Genomic DNA, 15,330 nt, shown 5'->3' with positions numbered 1-15,330 from the left:
GCGCTCGTCCGTGGCGCTCAAGCTCTTCATGGCGGTCACCGGCCTGCTCCTGGTGGCGTTCCTGTACGCGCACATGATCGGCAACCTGAAGATCTTCCTGGGCGCCGAGAGCTTCGACCATTACGCGCACTGGCTGCGGACGATCGGCGTACCGCTGCTGCCGGAGACCTGGTACCTGTGGATCCAGCGCTTCGCCCTCACGGTGGCGGTCGTCGGGCACATCGTCGCGGCCACCATCCTCGCCCGGCGGGCTCGCAAGGCCCGGCCCGTGCGATATGTACGCCGTACCAAGGTGCAGGGCAGCTACGCGGCGCGGACCATGCGCTGGGGCGGCGTCATCATCCTGCTGTTCGTGATCTACCACATCCTCGACCTGACCACCGGCACGCTGAACCCGAACGCCGACGCGCAGCACCCGTACGCCAATGTCGTCGCCGACTTCGCGCCCGGCCGTTGGTACGTCACGCTCTTCTACGCGCTGGCCATCGTGAGCGTCGGCTTCCACCTGCGGCACGGCCTGTTCAGCGCCGTCCGCACCCTGGGCCAGCGCACGCTGCGCGGCGAGCGCATCGCCCGGGCCGTGGCCCTCGTGCTCTCCGTCGTCCTCGTCGCCGGCTACCTCTCGGTGCCGTTCGCCGTGCTCACCGGATTGGTGGACTGACATGACCGAATCCTTCTGGACCGAGGGCGACCCGATCGCCGACGCGGCGGCGCCCGACGGCCCGATCGAGACCCGCTGGGACCGCCGCAAGTTCTCCGCCAAGCTGGTCAACCCGGCCAACCGGCGCAAGCTGAGCGTCATCGTCGTGGGCACGGGCCTGGCCGGCGGCTCCGCGGCCGCGACCCTGGCCGAGGCCGGCTACAAGGTCCGCTCGTACTGCTACCAGGACAGCCCCCGGCGCGCGCACTCGATCGCCGCGCAGGGCGGCATCAACGCCGCGAAGAACTACCGCAACGACGGCGACTCGATCTACCGGCTGTTCTACGACACCGTCAAGGGCGGCGACTTCCGCGCCCGCGAGTCCAACGTGTACCGGCTCGCCCAGGTCAGCGTGAACATCATCGACCAGTGCGTGGCCCAGGGCGTGCCGTTCGCCCGCGAGTACGGCGGCCTGCTCGACAACCGCTCGTTCGGCGGTACGCAGGTCTCCCGCACGTTCTACGCCCGCGGCCAGACGGGTCAGCAGCTGCTGCTCGGGGCGTACCAGGCGATGGAGCGGCAGATCGGCCTCGGCAACATCGAGATGTTCGCCCGGCACGAGATGCTCGAGCTCATCGTGGTCGACGGCAAGGCCCGCGGCATCGTCGTGCGTGACATGGTCACCGGCGAGATCACCACCGACCTGGCCGACGCGGTCGTGCTCGCCTCCGGCGGCTACGGCAACGTGTTCTTCCTGTCCACCAACGCCAAGGGCTGCAACGTCACGGCGAGCTGGCGGGCGCACCGCAAGGGCGCGCTGTTCGCGAACCCCTGCTACACCCAGATCCACCCGACGTGCATCCCCGAGTCCGGCTCGCACCAGAGCAAGCTCACCCTGATGAGCGAGTCGCTGCGCAACGACGGCCGGGTGTGGGTTCCGAAGCGCCGCGAGGACTGCGGCAAGCCCGCCGCCGAGATCGCCGAGGAGGACCGCGACTACTACCTCGAGCGGATCTACCCCTCCTTCGGCAACCTGGTCCCCCGCGACATCGCCTCGCGCGCGGCGAAGAACGTCTGCGACGAGGGCCGCGGCGTCGGCCCCGGCGGCCTCGGCGTCTACCTCGACTTCGCCGACGCCATCTCCCGGCTGGGCCGCGACGCCGTCGAGGCCAAGTACGGCAACCTGTTCGAGATGTACCAGCGCATCACCGGCGAGGACCCGTACCAGGTCCCGATGCGCATCTACCCCGCCGTGCACTACACGATGGGTGGCCTCTGGGTCGACTACGACCTCCAGTCGACGATCCCCGGCCTGTTCGTGATCGGCGAGGCCAACTTCTCCGACCACGGCGCCAACCGGCTGGGCGCGTCGGCGCTCATGCAGGGCCTCGCGGACGGCTACTTCGTGCTGCCGCACACGCTGGCCAACTACCTCGCCTCCGGCCCGTACGAGAAGATCTCGCCGGACCACGAGCAGGTCGTCGCGGCCCGCACCCAGGTCGAGGAGCGCATCCAGAAGCTGCTTTCCGTCGACGGCGACCGGACCGTGGACTCCTTCCACCGCGAGCTCGGCCACATCATGTGGGAGTACTGCGGCATGGAGCGCACCGAGGAGGGCCTGACCAAGGCCATCGGCCTGATCCGCGGACTGCGCGAGGAGTTCTGGACCCGCGTCAAGGTGCCCGGCACCGGCGAGCAGCTCAACCAGAACCTGGAGAAGGCCGGCCGCGTCGCCGACTTCCTCGAGCTCGGCGAGCTGATGTGCATCGACGCGCTGCACCGCGCCGAGTCGGCCGGCGGCCACTTCCGCGCCGAGAGCCAGACCCCGGACGGCGAGGCCCTGCGCCACGACGACCAGTTCGGCTACGTCGCGGCCTGGGAGTACGGCCAGACCCCCACCCTGCACAAGGAACAGCTGGACTTCGAGTACGTCCACCCGAGCACGCGGAGCTACAAGTAATGGACATTCAGGTACGCGTGTGGCGCCAGGCCGGTCCCGACGACAAGGGCCGGATGGTCACGTACGACGTGAAGGACATCTCGCCCGACGCCAGCTTCCTCGAGATGCTGGACGTCCTCAACGAGAAGCTGATCCTCGACGGCGACGACCCGATCGCCTTCGACCACGACTGCCGCGAGGGCATCTGCGGCATGTGCGGCATGATGATCAACGGCGTGGCGCACGGACCCGAGCGGGCGACGACGACCTGCCAGCTGCACATGCGCCACTTCGCGGACGGCGACGTCATCGACGTCGAACCGTGGCGCGCCTCCGCCTTCCCGGTCATCAAGGACCTCGTCGTCAACCGCGGCGCCTTCGACCGGATCATCCAGGCGGGCGGCTACATCACGGCCCCCACGGGTACAGCCCCCGACGCGCACGCCACCCCGGTCCCGAAGGCGGACGCGGACGCGGCCTTCGAGGCGGCCACCTGCATCGGCTGCGGCGCCTGCGTGGCGGCGTGCCGGAACGGCTCCTCCATGCTCTTCACCGCCGCGAAGGTGGCGCACCTGGGCCTGCTGCCGCAGGGCCAGCCGGAGCGGGACAGCCGCGTGGTGGACATGCTGGAGGCTCAGGACGAGGCGGGCTTCGGCGGCTGCACCAACATGGGCGAATGCACGACCGTCTGCCCGAAGGGCATCCCGCTCACCCTGATCGGCCGCCTCAACAACGACTACCGCAAGGCCGTCCGCAAGAACTGATCCCACCGCGACCGGCGGCCCGCCACCCCGGCGGGCCGCCGCCGCAGCCTCCCAAGGTATACCGTTAGCTATACTTGGGCCGTGGCAGCCGAAGGGTGGGATATCTACCTCGTCCACGAGGTTCGGGATGGCTCGAGAGCCTGGACCCGGCTTCCCACGCCCGGGTAGTGCAGGCCATCGACCTCCTCGCCGACATCGGCCCCGGGCTCGGGCGCCCCTTGGTCGACACCATCCGCGACTCCTCCATCGCGAACGTCGAGGAACTCCGCCCGGGGAACGTGCGCATCTTGTTCGCCTTCGACCCATGGCGCTCCAGCATTCTGCTCGTTGCCGGGGACAAGAGCGGCCGTTGGAACGAGTGGTACACCGAAGCCATCCCCTTGGCAGAGCAGCGCTACGAGACGCACCTGAAGGAACGCGCCGAAGAGGAGGGCCGGCAGCCATGAGCGACTACGTGCGCTGGAGTGACATTCGTTCGGGGCAGGTCGAGCGGGCCGGGGGCGAGCATGCCGTGGAAGCCGGCAAGCAGGAGCTGCTGAGCGCGGTCATCGGGCACCGCCTGGCCGAGGTACGCCGGGCCCGCGGACTGACGCAGCAGCAGGTCGCCGACCGGATGGGCGTCAGCAAGGGACGCGTGTCCCAGATCGAACAAGGAAAGATCTCCGGCCAGGAGGTGCTTGCCCGCTACGCCACGGCCCTCGGAGGCCGTCTGCACCAAGCAATCCATTTCGACGACGGCAACATCGCCGCCATCGCATGACGGATGCGTCACTGGACGGGTCGCCGGGTGCGGTTGCGGCGCTCCTTCCCGGTGGGGCGGTCCGGGTCGCGGTGGACGGGGTGGACGGCGTCGGGAAGAGCACCTTCGCCCGGCGCCTGGCCGCCGAGCTCGCGGCCGCCGGTCGCCCCGCGGTGCACGTCTCGGCGGACGGTTTCCATCACCCCGCGGCAGTACGTCATCGGCGCGGACGCCGGTCACCCGAGGGTTTCTGGCTGGATTCCTATGACTACGCTGCGCTGATCGACAATGTTCTGATCCCTTTCGGTACGGGCGGCAGCCGCAGATACCGCCCGGCCGTGCACGACGTCGCGACGGACGAGGTGCTCGATTCCCCCTGGCTCGTCGCGCCACCTGATGCGGTGCTCGTGGTCGACGGCTTGTTCCTTCACCGGGACGAACTGGCGGGGTTCTGGGACTTCTCCGTGTTCCTCGCCGCCCCGTTCGACGTGACCGTGCCGCGCATGGCGGCCCGGGACGGCTCGCATCCCGATCCGGGCCATCCCTCGCAGGCGCGGTACGTGCAGGGCCAGCGCCTCTACTTCGCAGCGTGCGAGCCGTGGAAGCGGGCATCCGTGGTCGTCGACAACACCGACCTGTCCCGTCCGCGCCTGGCCGGTGCCGATGGGTGACATCGTTCTCGCCGCCGCCGGCATCTTCGCCGGCACCAACGTCGACGACATCATCGTGCTCACCGTGCTGTTCCTCGCCGCCCGCGCCACCGGGAAGCCGAAACCCTGGCAGGTCTGGGTGGGTCAGTACGCGGGCATCGCCGCCCTCGTCGCGGTGTCGGCGCTGGCCGCGCTCGGGCTGACGATCGTGCCCGACCCGTGGACCGGGCTCCTGGGCCTCGTGCCGATCGCGCTGGGCGTACGGGGTCTCATCGGCGCGCTGCGCAGCGACGGAGACGCCACCGATACGGTGACCGCCGGGAACGCGTTCGCGGTCGCCGGCGTGACCGTGGCGAACGGGGCCGACAACATCGCGGTGTACACGCCGGTCTTCCGCACGCTGGGCGTGAGCGGCAGCGTGACCACCGTGGCCGTCTTCGCGGTGCTGGTAGCGGTCTGGTGCGGTGCGGCATCCTGGCTGGGCTCGCACCGGCGGGTCATCGCGGTCGCCGAGCGGTACGGCCACTGGCTCGTCCCGCTGGTCTTCGTCACGATCGGCGTGGTGATCGTGGCCCAGTCCGGTGTGCTGGCGCGGATGGTCTGATCGCCGCGACGCCGGCCACGGCCAGCCCGAGCACGGCGGCCGCCAGCAAGCTCGGGCGTCCGCCGAGCACCACCGCGGCGGAGCCGAGCGGGTTCGCCAGGGCGATCGGGCCGAACATCGCCGTGTTCGCCGTCGCCGAGACCCGGCCGAGCAGGTGGGCGGGCGTGTGGAGCTGGATCGCGGTGACCGCCGCGACCAGCGTCCAGGGCAGGCCGACCCCGCCGACCACGGCGCCCGTCACGAGCGCCGGCCACCACGGCACGCAGCGGGCCAGGAGCCCGGCCGCGAACAGCACCGCACCGGCGACGGCGGTCGCGACGGCGCCCCACCTCCCGATGACGCGGCCGGCGACCAGCCCGGCGACGATCGAGCCGGCGCCCTGGGCGCTCATCAGGACGCCGAGGAACGTACTCGGCAGGTTCAGGTCGTCGGTGACCACCGCGTACACGGCGGCCGTCGCGAAGCCGGAGAGGGCGATGGAGACCGCGGCCAGCAGGACGGTGACGCGCAGGATCCGGCGTCCTCGGAGGACGGCGAGGCCGGCTCGGAACCCCCGCTCGGTGGTCCGCGGCGGGGGGACGAGTGCGCCGGGGAAGCGGAGCAGGGCGTACAGGACCGCGACGACCAGCGGCATCAGCGCGCTGAGGACGGCCACCGCCGGTCCGCCGTGCCAGGCGTAGACGGCGGCTCCGGCCGCCGGAGAGACCAGCTTCATGCCCTCCTGCGCGCTGGAGCGCCAGCCGTTGACGGCACCGAGCTCCTCCGGGGCCAGCGCCGACGGCAGCAGCGCCGACTCGCCCGCATCCAGCAGGACGTAGCTCAGCCCGTACGCGAAAGAGACGGTGTAGATCAGCCACGCCCGGCCGGCGAGCAGCGTCAGGAGCACGGCCGCCAGCACCACGTTCGTCGTGATGAGCAGGGCTCGCCGGGGGACGCGGTCGACGAGCCCGCCCAGCCAAGGACCGGCGATAGCGGGCGCGTAGACGCAAAGCCCCGCGAGGCCCGCGAGGCTCGGGGAACCGGTCAGGTCCAGGATCCAGATGCCCGCGACGAGCGACATCGCGCTGCTGCCGAAGCCGGAGAGCAGCGAGATGCCGACGAACAAGATTGCGTTACGACGCACCTCCGTATCCTCCGGAGTTGCGTCTCGTCATGGCAAGGCTGTCAATGATCTGTTGACAACGCCTCTCTGACCCTTTGCACTGCCAGACGTACGTGGCCCGGCAGTGCGGAGCCACCGGCTCGCGTGAGGTCCTGCACGGCCTGCTCAGCGAGCGCGTAGAGGCCGCCGGGCGGTGCGTCCACGGCGGTCCCGACGGTGTCCCGCACCAGCGGCGCGCGGGTGAAGCGGCCGGCCCAGCGTCCGTCCGCCGCGATGCTGCGGTGCAGGTCGGAGACGGCTTCGCGGAGGACCACGATGCTGTGGGCGTACCGGAGGTCGCCGTCGCGCAGGCGGGACCGGGCCGCCGCCATCAGCCGCTGCCGGCGCTGCTCGGCGGCCTGCCGGCTGGCCAGCCCGAGCGCACCGGCGATCTGCGTCCACGTGGCGCCGGCCTGCCGGGCGCGGTCGATCAGCTCCAGTTCGCGCTCGTCCAGACGGGCCCGGGCGGGTCCGATCTCAGCGAGCTGCTCCAGGATCGCCATGTGTCAACGGTACGTTGACAGCTCCTGAGGTGGACGACCGGCGGGCCCCCGTGTTCTCCCACCGGCCGCCGTCCTCACCGCGCGGCCGACTCCAGCCAGCTGGGCGCCGTCGGCGTCCAGCGCAGCGGCATCCGCGCCTCCGCAGGCGTACGGTCCCCCTTGCGCTGATTGCAGCGCCCGCACGCGGCGACGGTGTTCTCCCAGGTGTTGCCCCCGCCCCGCGAGCGCGGCAGGACGTGGTCGATCGTGGAGGCCGCCTGGCCGCAGTAGCCGCAGCGGCGCCCGTCACGGGTCAGCACGCCGCCGCGGGACCAGCCCGGGCCGCGGCTGTGCCGCCAGCGCGTGACCACGTAGCTGACCAGGCGGACGACGGTCGGGATCGGGAAGACGCCGATGCGCGCATCGGGCTGCGCCTCCTGCACGACCGCCACCTCGCGGAAAAGCATGCGGATGGCGTGCCGGACGCTGACCCGGTGCAGCGGCCCGTAGTCGGCGTTGAGAACGAGGACCACGCTCATCGCGGGCCACCTCCTCTGTGCTCCACGCATGAAAAAGCCGCCCGGCCCCGGACAGCACGGGGTGAGCGGCGACGGTCGTCGCTGATGCGATCAACCGCGTCGGTGACCCCTGCTTCCGTGCCGGAAAGCCGTCATGTCATCTCCTCAGGCCCGGTGATCCGGGCCACGTCGTCGAGACACAAGGTAGGCGGACCGGCCGAACCGGACAACGCAATTAATCGATCAGTGCGCGGCGGACGGCGACCAGCAACTGGCCGAGGCCGATCAGGCCGAGCGCCACCCAGACGAGCACCGCCCCCACCACCACCGTCCGGTCCCAGCCCGGATGAACGAGCTCCGCGATGCCACCGACGACCAGCCCGGTGACCGCCACCGACACCCGGGTCGGCCGCTCGCCCACGGTGACCACGCCCAGCCCCTCCATGCCGGCCGCGGCGGCCCGGGCCCGGACGTACTCGTGCAGCCAGCTCACCGCGAGACCGGCGACCGCCAGCCAGCCCGGCGCCCCCGCCACCCAGAACGCGGCCAGCCACGCCAGCTCGCCGAGCCGGTCGGCCACCGAGTCGTACACGAAGCCCAGCCGGGTGGTGCGCCCGGTCACCACGGCCACCGCCCCGTCGAGGGCGTCGGCGAACCCGGCCAGCAGCACCAGCACCGCGCCGGCGAGCAACGGTACGAACGGCACGCCGGCGCAGAGCAGCAGACCGAAAGCGGTCACCGCGGCGGGGCCGACGCGCAGCCGGCCGAGCAGGCTGCCGCCGCGGTAGGCCAGGCGCACCCAGCCGCGGACGACCGGGGAGGCCGTGCGGGGGTCGAAACCGCCGTGCAGCGCCGACCAGGCCGCGGCGTACTGCTCCCAGGTCACCGCTCAGGCAGCGGCGGGCGCGGCTGCGGCGCCGGCGAGCTGCTGCCACACCTCGCGGGTCGCGGGCGAGCGGTTCATGGTGATGAAGTGGATGCCCGGGACGCCCTCGTCGAGGAGCTTGCGGCACATCTCGCTGCACAGCTCGATGCCCAGCTTGCGGACGCCCGCCTCGTCGTCGGCGATCCGCTCGAACCGCGCCAGCAGCGCGGGCGGGAACGGCGCGCCGGAGAGCTGGGCGGAGCGCGCGATCGTCGCCATCCGCAGCACCGGCATCACGCCCGGCACGATCGGGGTGTCGCAGCCCGCGGCCGCGACCCGGTCACGCAGGCGCAGATACTCGTCGGCCTCGAAGAACATCTGAGTGATCGCGAAGTCGGCACCGGCCCGGCATTTGCGGACGAAGTTGCGGGTATCGCTCTCGATGTCGGCCGAGCGGGGGTGCTTGTACGGGAAGGCGGCCACCCCGACGCTGAAGTCACCCGCCTCGCGCAGGAGTCGCACCAGGTCCTCGGCGTAGAGCACGCCCTCGGGGTGCCGCACCCACTCGCCGGTCGGGTCGCCGGGCGGGTCGCCACGCACGGCGAGCACGTTGCGGATGCCGGCGCCGGCCAGCCGCCCGACGACGTTGCGCAGCTCGGCGACCGAGTGGTTGACCGCCGTCAGGTGGGCCATGGGCAGCAGGGTGGTCTCCGTCGCGACCCGCTCGGTCACGTCGACGGTGGTGTCGCGGGTGCTACCGCCGGCGCCGTACGTGATCGACACGAAGTCGGGCCGCAGCGGCTCGAGCTCGCGGATGGTGCGCCAGAGCAGCTGCTCGGCCTCGCGGGTCTTCGGCGGCATGAACTCGAACGAGAACGTCGGCGCCGGGCGACGGATCAGGTCGCCGATCGCCGGGGATGCCGGGAGACGGGAGGGAAGGCCGAGAGACACACCGAAGACTCTACCGGCTGGCGCTCGAGAACCGACGGACTAGGTTTGGCGCCGTGACCTCCCCGCTGGAACGCGCCGGTCTCCGGCCCCGCGTCGACAAGGCCCTGACCGCATTCCTGGCCATGCAGCGTTCCCGGCTGCTGTCGATCGACGAAGCGCTCGCCGAGGTGGCGGACGCGCTGGAGGCGTTCGTGCTGCGCGGCGGGAAGAGGCTGCGTCCCGCGTTCGCCTACTGGGGCTACCGCGGGGCCGGCGGCATCGACTCGGACCATGTGGTGGCCGCGGTGGCGGCGCTGGAGTTGGTGCAGGCCAGCGCCCTGATCCACGACGATCTGATGGACCGCTCCGACACCCGGCGCGGCGAGCCGTCGGTGCACAAGCGGTTCGCGGCCCGGCACGCCGCCACGGCCGGGCGCGGCCCGTCGGAGGCCTTCGGCGACAACGCCGCCGTGCTCCTCGGCGACCTCGTCCTGGTCTGGTCGGACGAGCTGCTGCACGCCTCCGGCGTGGATCCCGCGGACCTCGCGAGGGCCCGGCCGGTCTTTGACGGAATGCGGACAGAGGTGACCGCCGGCCAGTATCTGGACGTGCTCACCGCGGTCACCCGGGACACGTCGCTGGACCGGGCCGGCAAGGTCGCCCGCTACAAGTCGGCGAAGTACACCGTCGAGCGCCCGCTGCTGCTGGGCGCCGCGCTGGCCGCCGCCCCGCCGGCCCTGATCGCCGCCTACTCCGCCTTCGGGCTGCCGCTGGGCGAGGCGTTCCAGCTCCGCGACGACGTGCTCGGCGTCTTCGGCGACCCGGCCGTCACGGGTAAGCCCGCCGGTGACGACCTGCGGGAGGGCAAGCGGACCTATCTGGTCGCGGCGGCGTACGAGACCGTGTCGGGCGCGAGCCGTGCGGAGATCGAACGCGGGCTGGGCGACCCGGCGCTGGACGAGGCGGGCGTCGGCCGGCTGCGCGCGATCATCACGGAGAGCGGCGCGCTCGCCCGCACCGAGGCCCGGATCGCCGCGCTGACCGAGGAGGCGCTGGCGGCGCTGCAGGCCGCGGACGTGGAGCCGGAGGCCCGATCCGTCCTACTGGACCTCGCCGACGCGGCCGTTCGCCGCACGGTGTGACACACCGGCCGCGACGAGCAGAATGCCGGCGAATTCCAGGCCGGTGCGCACGGCATCCACGACGCCCGGCACCGGCGAGGTGAAGGGCACCGCCGTCCAGGAGAAGAGGGGATTGCCGGCCACGACGCCGTAGGGCAGCGGCAGCGACGAGAGCGCGGCGTCCATGCGTCCCACGCTCGCCACGGCGAGCAGCGCGGCGCCGGTCATCGCGGTCCGCGACCACTGCGCGCTCAGCATGCCCACGGTCACCGCCACGAGGCCAGCGGCCAGCGGTACGGCCACGACAAGGGCGACCGTGGCGCCGAGGCGTGCCGGCGACCGCGCTGCTTCCTCGGCGGTCCGCACGGAGACGTCTACGATCCGGACAGCGGCGTACCCCGTCAGAAGGAGGACCGCCGTGCCGCCGGCCATCAGGGCACGGCGCCGTGGTGCTCCGCCGCGGCCGGCGACCGCGGCGAGCAGCAGCGTCACCACCAGCAGGGCGAGGCAGGCGTCACGGAAGACCCGTTCACCGATCACGCCGAGCGGCTCAGGCTCACCGTTGCCCAGCATCGGCGTCCATTGCAGCGCACGAGCGCCGTGCGACGCCGGCGGCATCGTCGCGGCCGCGTGGACGACGAGCACCGCCGTGGCCACGAGGAGCGGCAGGCTCCGGCTGTCGCCGTCGATGGCGGGTCCGGCCGGCATGGCGACGTAGATCAGCAGTAGGGCGAACGAGGCCGTGGCCGCCCAGGGCAGCACCGGAGCGGCGATCAACACACCGAAGATGTGGAGGAGCGCCAGGCCCGCCGAGACGGTCATCACATATCGATGGATTTCCGCCGTCCCATCTTCTCCCCGAGACGGCGCAGCAGCGCGCTGCCTTCCCCCGCCCGCGGTTCGCGCTGCACGCCGCGCCGGCCGAGCCAGACCCAGACGGACAGCGTCAGCAGCACCATCGCGAAGCCGAAGAACAGGTCCTCGACCGGCGCGTACGCGATCCGCCATCCCACGATCGCGGCCGGGTCGTAGACCACGATGTCCCGCCCCGTCAGGATGCCGTTGGACAACAGCTGGAAGACGATGACGATCGGGTACGTCGCCCAGAAGACCACCCGCCGGACGAGCCGCGTACGCAGCACGACCAGGTCCACCGCCAGCGCGCCGGCCACGCCGAGCAGCGCCGCCGCCGTGTACGTCACTCGTCACCGTCCCCGGCCGGCCGGCCGAGCACCGCCCGCACGGCCTCGAAGCCGAGCACCGCGCAGACCGGTACGACGACGAAGAACAGCACCTCGTCCAGGGGCAGCCCGCCGGGGAACACGATCCCGGTGGTCTGGTGCGGGTCGAACGTCCAGTGCCCGGCCGCGATCGCCGCGAGGTCCCAGAGCACGAAGACGACCACGACGGGCAGCAGGGTCAGCAGCAGGCGCCGCCACCGGCGCAGGACGTTGACCTTGAGCACCGGTTCCAGCCACAGCGCGCACACCAGGCAGCCGGCGAGGACGCCGAGATAGGCGAGGTGCCGCATCCGGCTCAGAAACCGAGCGCCTGGGCGCGCCGCTTGACCTCGCGGGCGCGGTCGCCGCCGAGCGCCACCGCGCCCGAGCCGCCGAGGGTCTCGTCGGGCTCGTAGAGCCACCCGAGGGCCTCTTCGTCGTTGTACCCAGCGTCGTGGAGCAGCGTGAGGACGCCGGGGAGGTGCTTGAGCACGGTGCTGTTGGCCACCAGCTCGGCGGGCACCACCCGGATGCCGTCGCGCTTGACGGCCAGCAGCGCGCCGTCGCGGATCATCTGGTGCACCTTGCTGATCGACACACCGAGCCGGTCCGCCACGTCGGGCAGGTTGATCCACTCGGCCGGGCCGGTCGACGGGCTCGTTGTCACGGAATCGGTCACCCGACCAGCGTGCCACGCCGCGCTTCCACGCAACCACGCGGAACCCCTGACCGAACCGGGACCGGCCCGGTCCGACGAGAGCGGAGAGTTGACCCGATGACCCTGTGGCGGAGAACCCGCAACGAGGTGGCCGGCGCGTGGCGGTCGCTGCGCTACGACCTGGGCCGGCACCATCCGGAGCCCGGAACCGCCCAGGCCGGCGCCGCGCCCGCCTTCCCCGACGTGACGGCGACCGGATTCAGCACCTTCGGCGGCGCGGGGATCACCGACGGGCTGCGGACGGCGTACGGCGTGGAGCAGGCCCGTCATCCCCGTCGCCTGGTCGCCGTCACGGCGTTCGGCGTGCTCGCGGTCGCGGGGGCCACGGGCAGCTACTTCGCCGTCGTGAACGGGCTCGGCGCGCTGCTGAGCGACCCGGGCGGCGCGGAGCCGTACCCGCTGGCCGCCGCGGCGCCCGGCGGTGCGCACGGCGATCTCTCCCACCAGGGTCTCGGCCAGGGCTCGGCGCGCGACGACGCACCCGCGCCGGCGGCCACCGGCGGCACGATCAGGGTACTGCCGAACCCGGCAGGCACCACGGCCCGGCCGCCCGTGACCCGCATCGCCCCGCAGCAGCACCGGACGACGGTGGGCCACGCCGGGCCGGCTGCCGGGCCGACCGCTTGCGACTGCCTGAACCCGCCCGTGCCGACGCCGACGGCGGTGCCGTCCCCGCCGCACGACCCGTCGCCCACTCCCTCGCCCAGCGCGTCCACGGACGACTCGGCCGAGCCGGAGCCGAGCGACGACCCGACCTCGCCCGCGTCCGACGGGTCCAGCGGCGGCGGCAGTGGCGAGAGCGGCGGACGGACGGAAAGGGCGCGCCAGACTGGCGGGCGCTGATCCGATTTGTCACCATATAGCGCCCGCGGTGCTCGGCACCGCGGGCCCATTTCTTCTTTATGCGCAGGTCAGCACGTCGCGCTGTACCCGTTAGGTCTCAGCTGAGACATCCTGGTCGGCCTTTCCCGGAAGGGCACATACACTTCACGCCGATGGACACGACTGTCGCCGACACGTTGATCGGCACGACGATTGACGGGCGCTACCGGATCACCGGGCGCGTCGCCCGTGGTGGCATGGCGACCGTCTACACCGCCGTGGACGACCGTCTCGAGCGTACGGTCGCATTGAAGATCATTCACCCGTCGCAGGCCACCAACGTCCATTTCGTCGACCGGTTCACCGACGAGGCCAAGACGATCGCCCGGCTCACCCACCCCAACGTCGTGGCCGTCTACGACCAGGGCCGCCACCAGGGCCTGCCCTACCTCGTCATGGAGTACGTCCAGGGCCGCACCTTGCGCGACCTGCTCAGCCAGCGCCGCCGGCTGAACCCGGTGGAGGCGCTGGCCATCCTCGAGCAGATGCTCGCCGCGATCGCCGCCGCGCACCGCGCCGGACTGGTCCACCGCGACGTGAAGCCGGAGAACGTCCTGGTCGCCGAGGCGCCCAGCGGCGGCATCGCCAACCTCGTCGACAGCGTGGTCAAGGTGGCCGACTTCGGGCTCGCGCGCGCCGTCGAGGCCAGCAGCACGGACGAGTCGGGCCAGCTGATGGCCACGGTGGCGTACGTGGCACCCGAGCTGGTCACCGACGGGCACGCCGACGCCCGCACCGACGTCTACTCGGCCGGCATCGTGCTCTTCGAGATGCTCACCGGCCGGGTGCCGTACGACGGTGGCGAACCCGTCGAGGTGGCCTGGCAGCACGTCGACAACGACGTGCCGGCGCCGTCGAGCATCGTCAAGGGGTTGCCGTCGGTCCTCGACGACCTCGTCGCGCGGGCCACCCGCCGCGACGCCGGCGCGCGCCCCACCGATGCCGGCGCGCTGCTCGCCGAGGTCCAGGTGGTCCGGGACGACCTCGGCGCCGCCAACGTGGAGACCGCGCTGCTGCGCCAGGTGCCGGCCCGCCCGCCGGCGGCGGACGCCACCGCGCTGGTGCCGACGGTCACCTCCGTCTTCCCGGCCGCCTCCGACCGCCCCACCTGGGCGCGGCTGCCGGAGCAGAATCCGCGAGGCCAGCGCCGCCGCGGCGCCCCGGCGCCGTTCCCCGACGGCCCGGCCGACCGCTTCGGCGACCGCCGCCGCATCTTCATCATCGCCGCGGTCTCGCTCATGGTGCTCACCGTCGTCTTCAGCACCTGGTGGGTCACGGCGGGCCGCTACACCGACGCTCCGCAGTTCGTGAACATGACCCGCAGCCAGGCCGAGCAGGAGGCCAAGGCGAAGGGATTCTCGGTCAGCTTCGACGACGGCCGCTACGACGAGAACATCCCCAAGGACGTGGTGCTGGCCCAGGACCCGCCGGCGCGGGAACGACTTGTCAAGGGCGGCCAGCTCACCCTCACCCTGTCCCTGGGGCAGGAGCGCTATCCGGTGCCGGACGTGGTCGGCGTGGAGAAGGCCGCCGCCAAGGGCGAGATCGAAGGCACCAAGCTCAAGTTCAAGGAAGGCGACGGCAAGTACAGCGACGACGTGCCGCAGGGCGTGGTCATCTCCGTCACGCCGAACGTCGGCGACCTGCTCAAGCCGGGTGCCACCGTCACCGTCGTGATCAGCAAGGGCAAAGCCCCGATCACCGTGCCGGACGTCAAGGGCAAGAACATCAACGACGCCCGCAACCAGCTCCAGGGCCTCGGCCTGGTGGTCGTGGAGCAGTACAAGGACAGCGACCAGCCCGCCGACACGGTCATCGGCCAGTCCCCCGGCCCGGAGTCCGGCGCGGAGAAGGACGACGAGATCAAGCTCGACGTCAGCAAGGGTCCGCCGCAGGTCAACGTGCCCGACCTGACCAACCAGCCCTGCCAGCAGGCGGCGCAGACCCTGCAGAGCTCGGGCCTGCAAGCGCGGATCAACTTCAACCCCAACGGGCTGGTACGCCAGCAGAACCCCGGCCCCAACACACCCGTGCCGCCGCAGACGGAGGTCGTGCTCAATTGTCTGTGAGCCCCCAGTCCAACCACCCCGCCGCCACCCAAAAACGGACTGAAGGCC

18 protein-coding genes and 1 pseudogene are annotated in these 15,330 nt (G+C 71.9%); 10 read left to right on the top strand and 9 right to left on the bottom strand.

The window, feature by feature from the left end; translation table 11 throughout:
• Positions 1-28 precede the first annotated feature (28 nt).
• The 7 genes and pseudogenes from ACIBO8_RS07435 to ACIBO8_RS07405 all read left to right on the top strand — a co-directional run bounded on the left by ACIBO8_RS07435 (position 29) and on the right by ACIBO8_RS07405 (position 5,336).
• On the top strand, positions 29-661 hold the full coding sequence (locus tag ACIBO8_RS07435) for a succinate dehydrogenase cytochrome b subunit (RefSeq protein ID WP_396114743.1): 633 nt from the start codon (positions 29-31) through the stop codon (positions 659-661).
• Position 662: 1 nt separating this feature from the next.
• Positions 663-2,600, top strand: coding sequence for a fumarate reductase/succinate dehydrogenase flavoprotein subunit (locus ACIBO8_RS07430; RefSeq protein WP_396114271.1), 1,938 nt, complete (start codon positions 663-665; stop codon positions 2,598-2,600).
• A complete protein-coding gene (locus ACIBO8_RS07425) occupies positions 2,600-3,343 on the top strand; it encodes a succinate dehydrogenase/fumarate reductase iron-sulfur subunit (RefSeq protein ID WP_396114270.1) in 744 nt (247 codons plus the stop codon). Before ACIBO8_RS07430 ends, ACIBO8_RS07425 begins: the two co-directional genes overlap by 1 nt.
• Before the next feature lie 81 nt (positions 3,344-3,424).
• Positions 3,425-3,789, top strand: a pseudogene (locus ACIBO8_RS07420) (type II toxin-antitoxin system RelE/ParE family toxin).
• Complete coding sequence (locus ACIBO8_RS07415) at positions 3,786-4,103, top strand: helix-turn-helix domain-containing protein (protein WP_396114269.1); 318 nt, start codon at positions 3,786-3,788, stop codon at positions 4,101-4,103. Before ACIBO8_RS07420 ends, ACIBO8_RS07415 begins: the two are co-directional and overlap by 4 nt.
• A complete protein-coding gene (locus ACIBO8_RS07410) occupies positions 4,100-4,753 on the top strand; it encodes a uridine kinase (RefSeq protein WP_396114268.1) in 654 nt (217 codons plus the stop codon). Before ACIBO8_RS07415 ends, ACIBO8_RS07410 begins: the two co-directional genes overlap by 4 nt.
• On the top strand, positions 4,746-5,336 hold the full coding sequence (locus ACIBO8_RS07405; protein WP_396114267.1) for a cadmium resistance transporter: 591 nt from the start codon (positions 4,746-4,748) through the stop codon (positions 5,334-5,336). The genes ACIBO8_RS07410 and ACIBO8_RS07405 overlap by 8 nt, the downstream gene beginning before the upstream one ends.
• Here ACIBO8_RS07405 and ACIBO8_RS07400 read toward each other — a convergent pair.
• The 5 genes from ACIBO8_RS07400 to metF all read right to left on the bottom strand — a co-directional run bounded on the left by ACIBO8_RS07400 (position 5,281) and on the right by metF (position 9,293).
• The gene (locus ACIBO8_RS07400; protein ID WP_396114266.1) at positions 5,281-6,459 is read right to left on the bottom strand and encodes an MFS transporter; all 1,179 of its coding nucleotides are present in this window, start codon (positions 6,457-6,459) and stop codon (positions 5,281-5,283) included. The genes ACIBO8_RS07405 and ACIBO8_RS07400 overlap by 56 nt on opposite strands.
• Before the next feature lie 41 nt (positions 6,460-6,500).
• On the bottom strand, positions 6,501-6,980 hold the full coding sequence (locus tag ACIBO8_RS07395) for a hypothetical protein (RefSeq protein WP_396114265.1): 480 nt from the start codon (positions 6,978-6,980) through the stop codon (positions 6,501-6,503).
• Between the two features lie 74 nt (positions 6,981-7,054).
• Positions 7,055-7,498 (bottom strand): HNH endonuclease, encoded by a 444-nt coding sequence (locus ACIBO8_RS07390; RefSeq protein WP_396114264.1) that lies wholly within the window; start codon positions 7,496-7,498, stop codon positions 7,055-7,057.
• A gap of 214 nt (positions 7,499-7,712) precedes the next feature.
• A complete protein-coding gene (locus ACIBO8_RS07385; RefSeq protein WP_396114263.1) occupies positions 7,713-8,363 on the bottom strand; it encodes a CDP-alcohol phosphatidyltransferase family protein in 651 nt (216 codons plus the stop codon).
• Positions 8,364-8,366: 3 nt separating this feature from the next.
• A complete protein-coding gene (metF, locus tag ACIBO8_RS07380) occupies positions 8,367-9,293 on the bottom strand; it encodes a methylenetetrahydrofolate reductase [NAD(P)H] (protein ID WP_396114262.1) in 927 nt (308 codons plus the stop codon).
• A 65-nt stretch (positions 9,294-9,358) separates the two neighbouring features.
• Between metF and ACIBO8_RS07375 the strand changes: the two genes are divergently transcribed.
• Positions 9,359-10,414: a polyprenyl synthetase family protein gene (locus ACIBO8_RS07375; protein ID WP_396114742.1), complete on the top strand. Its 1,056-nt coding sequence runs from the start codon at positions 9,359-9,361 to the stop codon at positions 10,412-10,414.
• On the opposite strand, the gene ACIBO8_RS07370 is transcribed toward ACIBO8_RS07375, so the two are convergent.
• From ACIBO8_RS07370 to ACIBO8_RS07355, 4 genes are read right to left on the bottom strand one after another with little or no spacing between them, the layout of a single operon-like run.
• Positions 10,373-11,215, bottom strand: a complete 843-nt coding sequence (locus ACIBO8_RS07370) for a hypothetical protein (RefSeq protein WP_396114261.1) — start codon at positions 11,213-11,215, stop codon at positions 10,373-10,375. The two genes, ACIBO8_RS07375 and ACIBO8_RS07370, sit on opposite strands and share 42 nt — an antisense overlap.
• Entirely contained in the window at positions 11,215-11,595 is a 381-nt protein-coding gene (locus ACIBO8_RS07365; RefSeq protein WP_396114260.1) for a lycopene cyclase domain-containing protein, read from the bottom strand. The genes ACIBO8_RS07370 and ACIBO8_RS07365 overlap by 1 nt, the downstream gene beginning before the upstream one ends.
• Positions 11,592-11,924 carry a lycopene cyclase domain-containing protein gene (locus ACIBO8_RS07360; protein ID WP_396114259.1) on the bottom strand — a complete coding sequence of 111 codons (333 nt, stop codon included), beginning with the start codon at positions 11,922-11,924 and terminating at the stop codon, positions 11,592-11,594. Before ACIBO8_RS07360 ends, ACIBO8_RS07365 begins: the two co-directional genes overlap by 4 nt.
• 5 nt (positions 11,925-11,929) lie before the next feature.
• Positions 11,930-12,292: an Rv2175c family DNA-binding protein gene (locus ACIBO8_RS07355; RefSeq protein WP_396114258.1), complete on the bottom strand. Its 363-nt coding sequence runs from the start codon at positions 12,290-12,292 to the stop codon at positions 11,930-11,932.
• Between the two features lie 96 nt (positions 12,293-12,388).
• Here ACIBO8_RS07355 and ACIBO8_RS07350 point away from each other — a divergent pair, with 96 nt between their 5' ends.
• Together ACIBO8_RS07350 and pknB are read left to right on the top strand one after the other, a co-directional pair.
• Complete coding sequence (locus ACIBO8_RS07350) at positions 12,389-13,174, top strand: hypothetical protein (protein ID WP_396114257.1); 786 nt, start codon at positions 12,389-12,391, stop codon at positions 13,172-13,174.
• A 152-nt stretch (positions 13,175-13,326) separates the two neighbouring features.
• Positions 13,327-15,282 carry a Stk1 family PASTA domain-containing Ser/Thr kinase gene (pknB, locus tag ACIBO8_RS07345; RefSeq protein ID WP_396114256.1) on the top strand — a complete coding sequence of 652 codons (1,956 nt, stop codon included), beginning with the start codon at positions 13,327-13,329 and terminating at the stop codon, positions 15,280-15,282.
• The last annotated feature ends 48 nt before the right edge of the window (positions 15,283-15,330 follow it).

It is taken from the genome of Actinoplanes sp. NPDC049681, assembly GCF_044465265.1.
In the GTDB taxonomy this organism is placed as follows: Bacteria; Actinomycetota; Actinomycetes; order Mycobacteriales; family Micromonosporaceae; genus Actinoplanes.
Note: the sequence above shows the minus strand (reverse complement) of the source record. Positions and strands in the feature narration are given on the sequence as shown.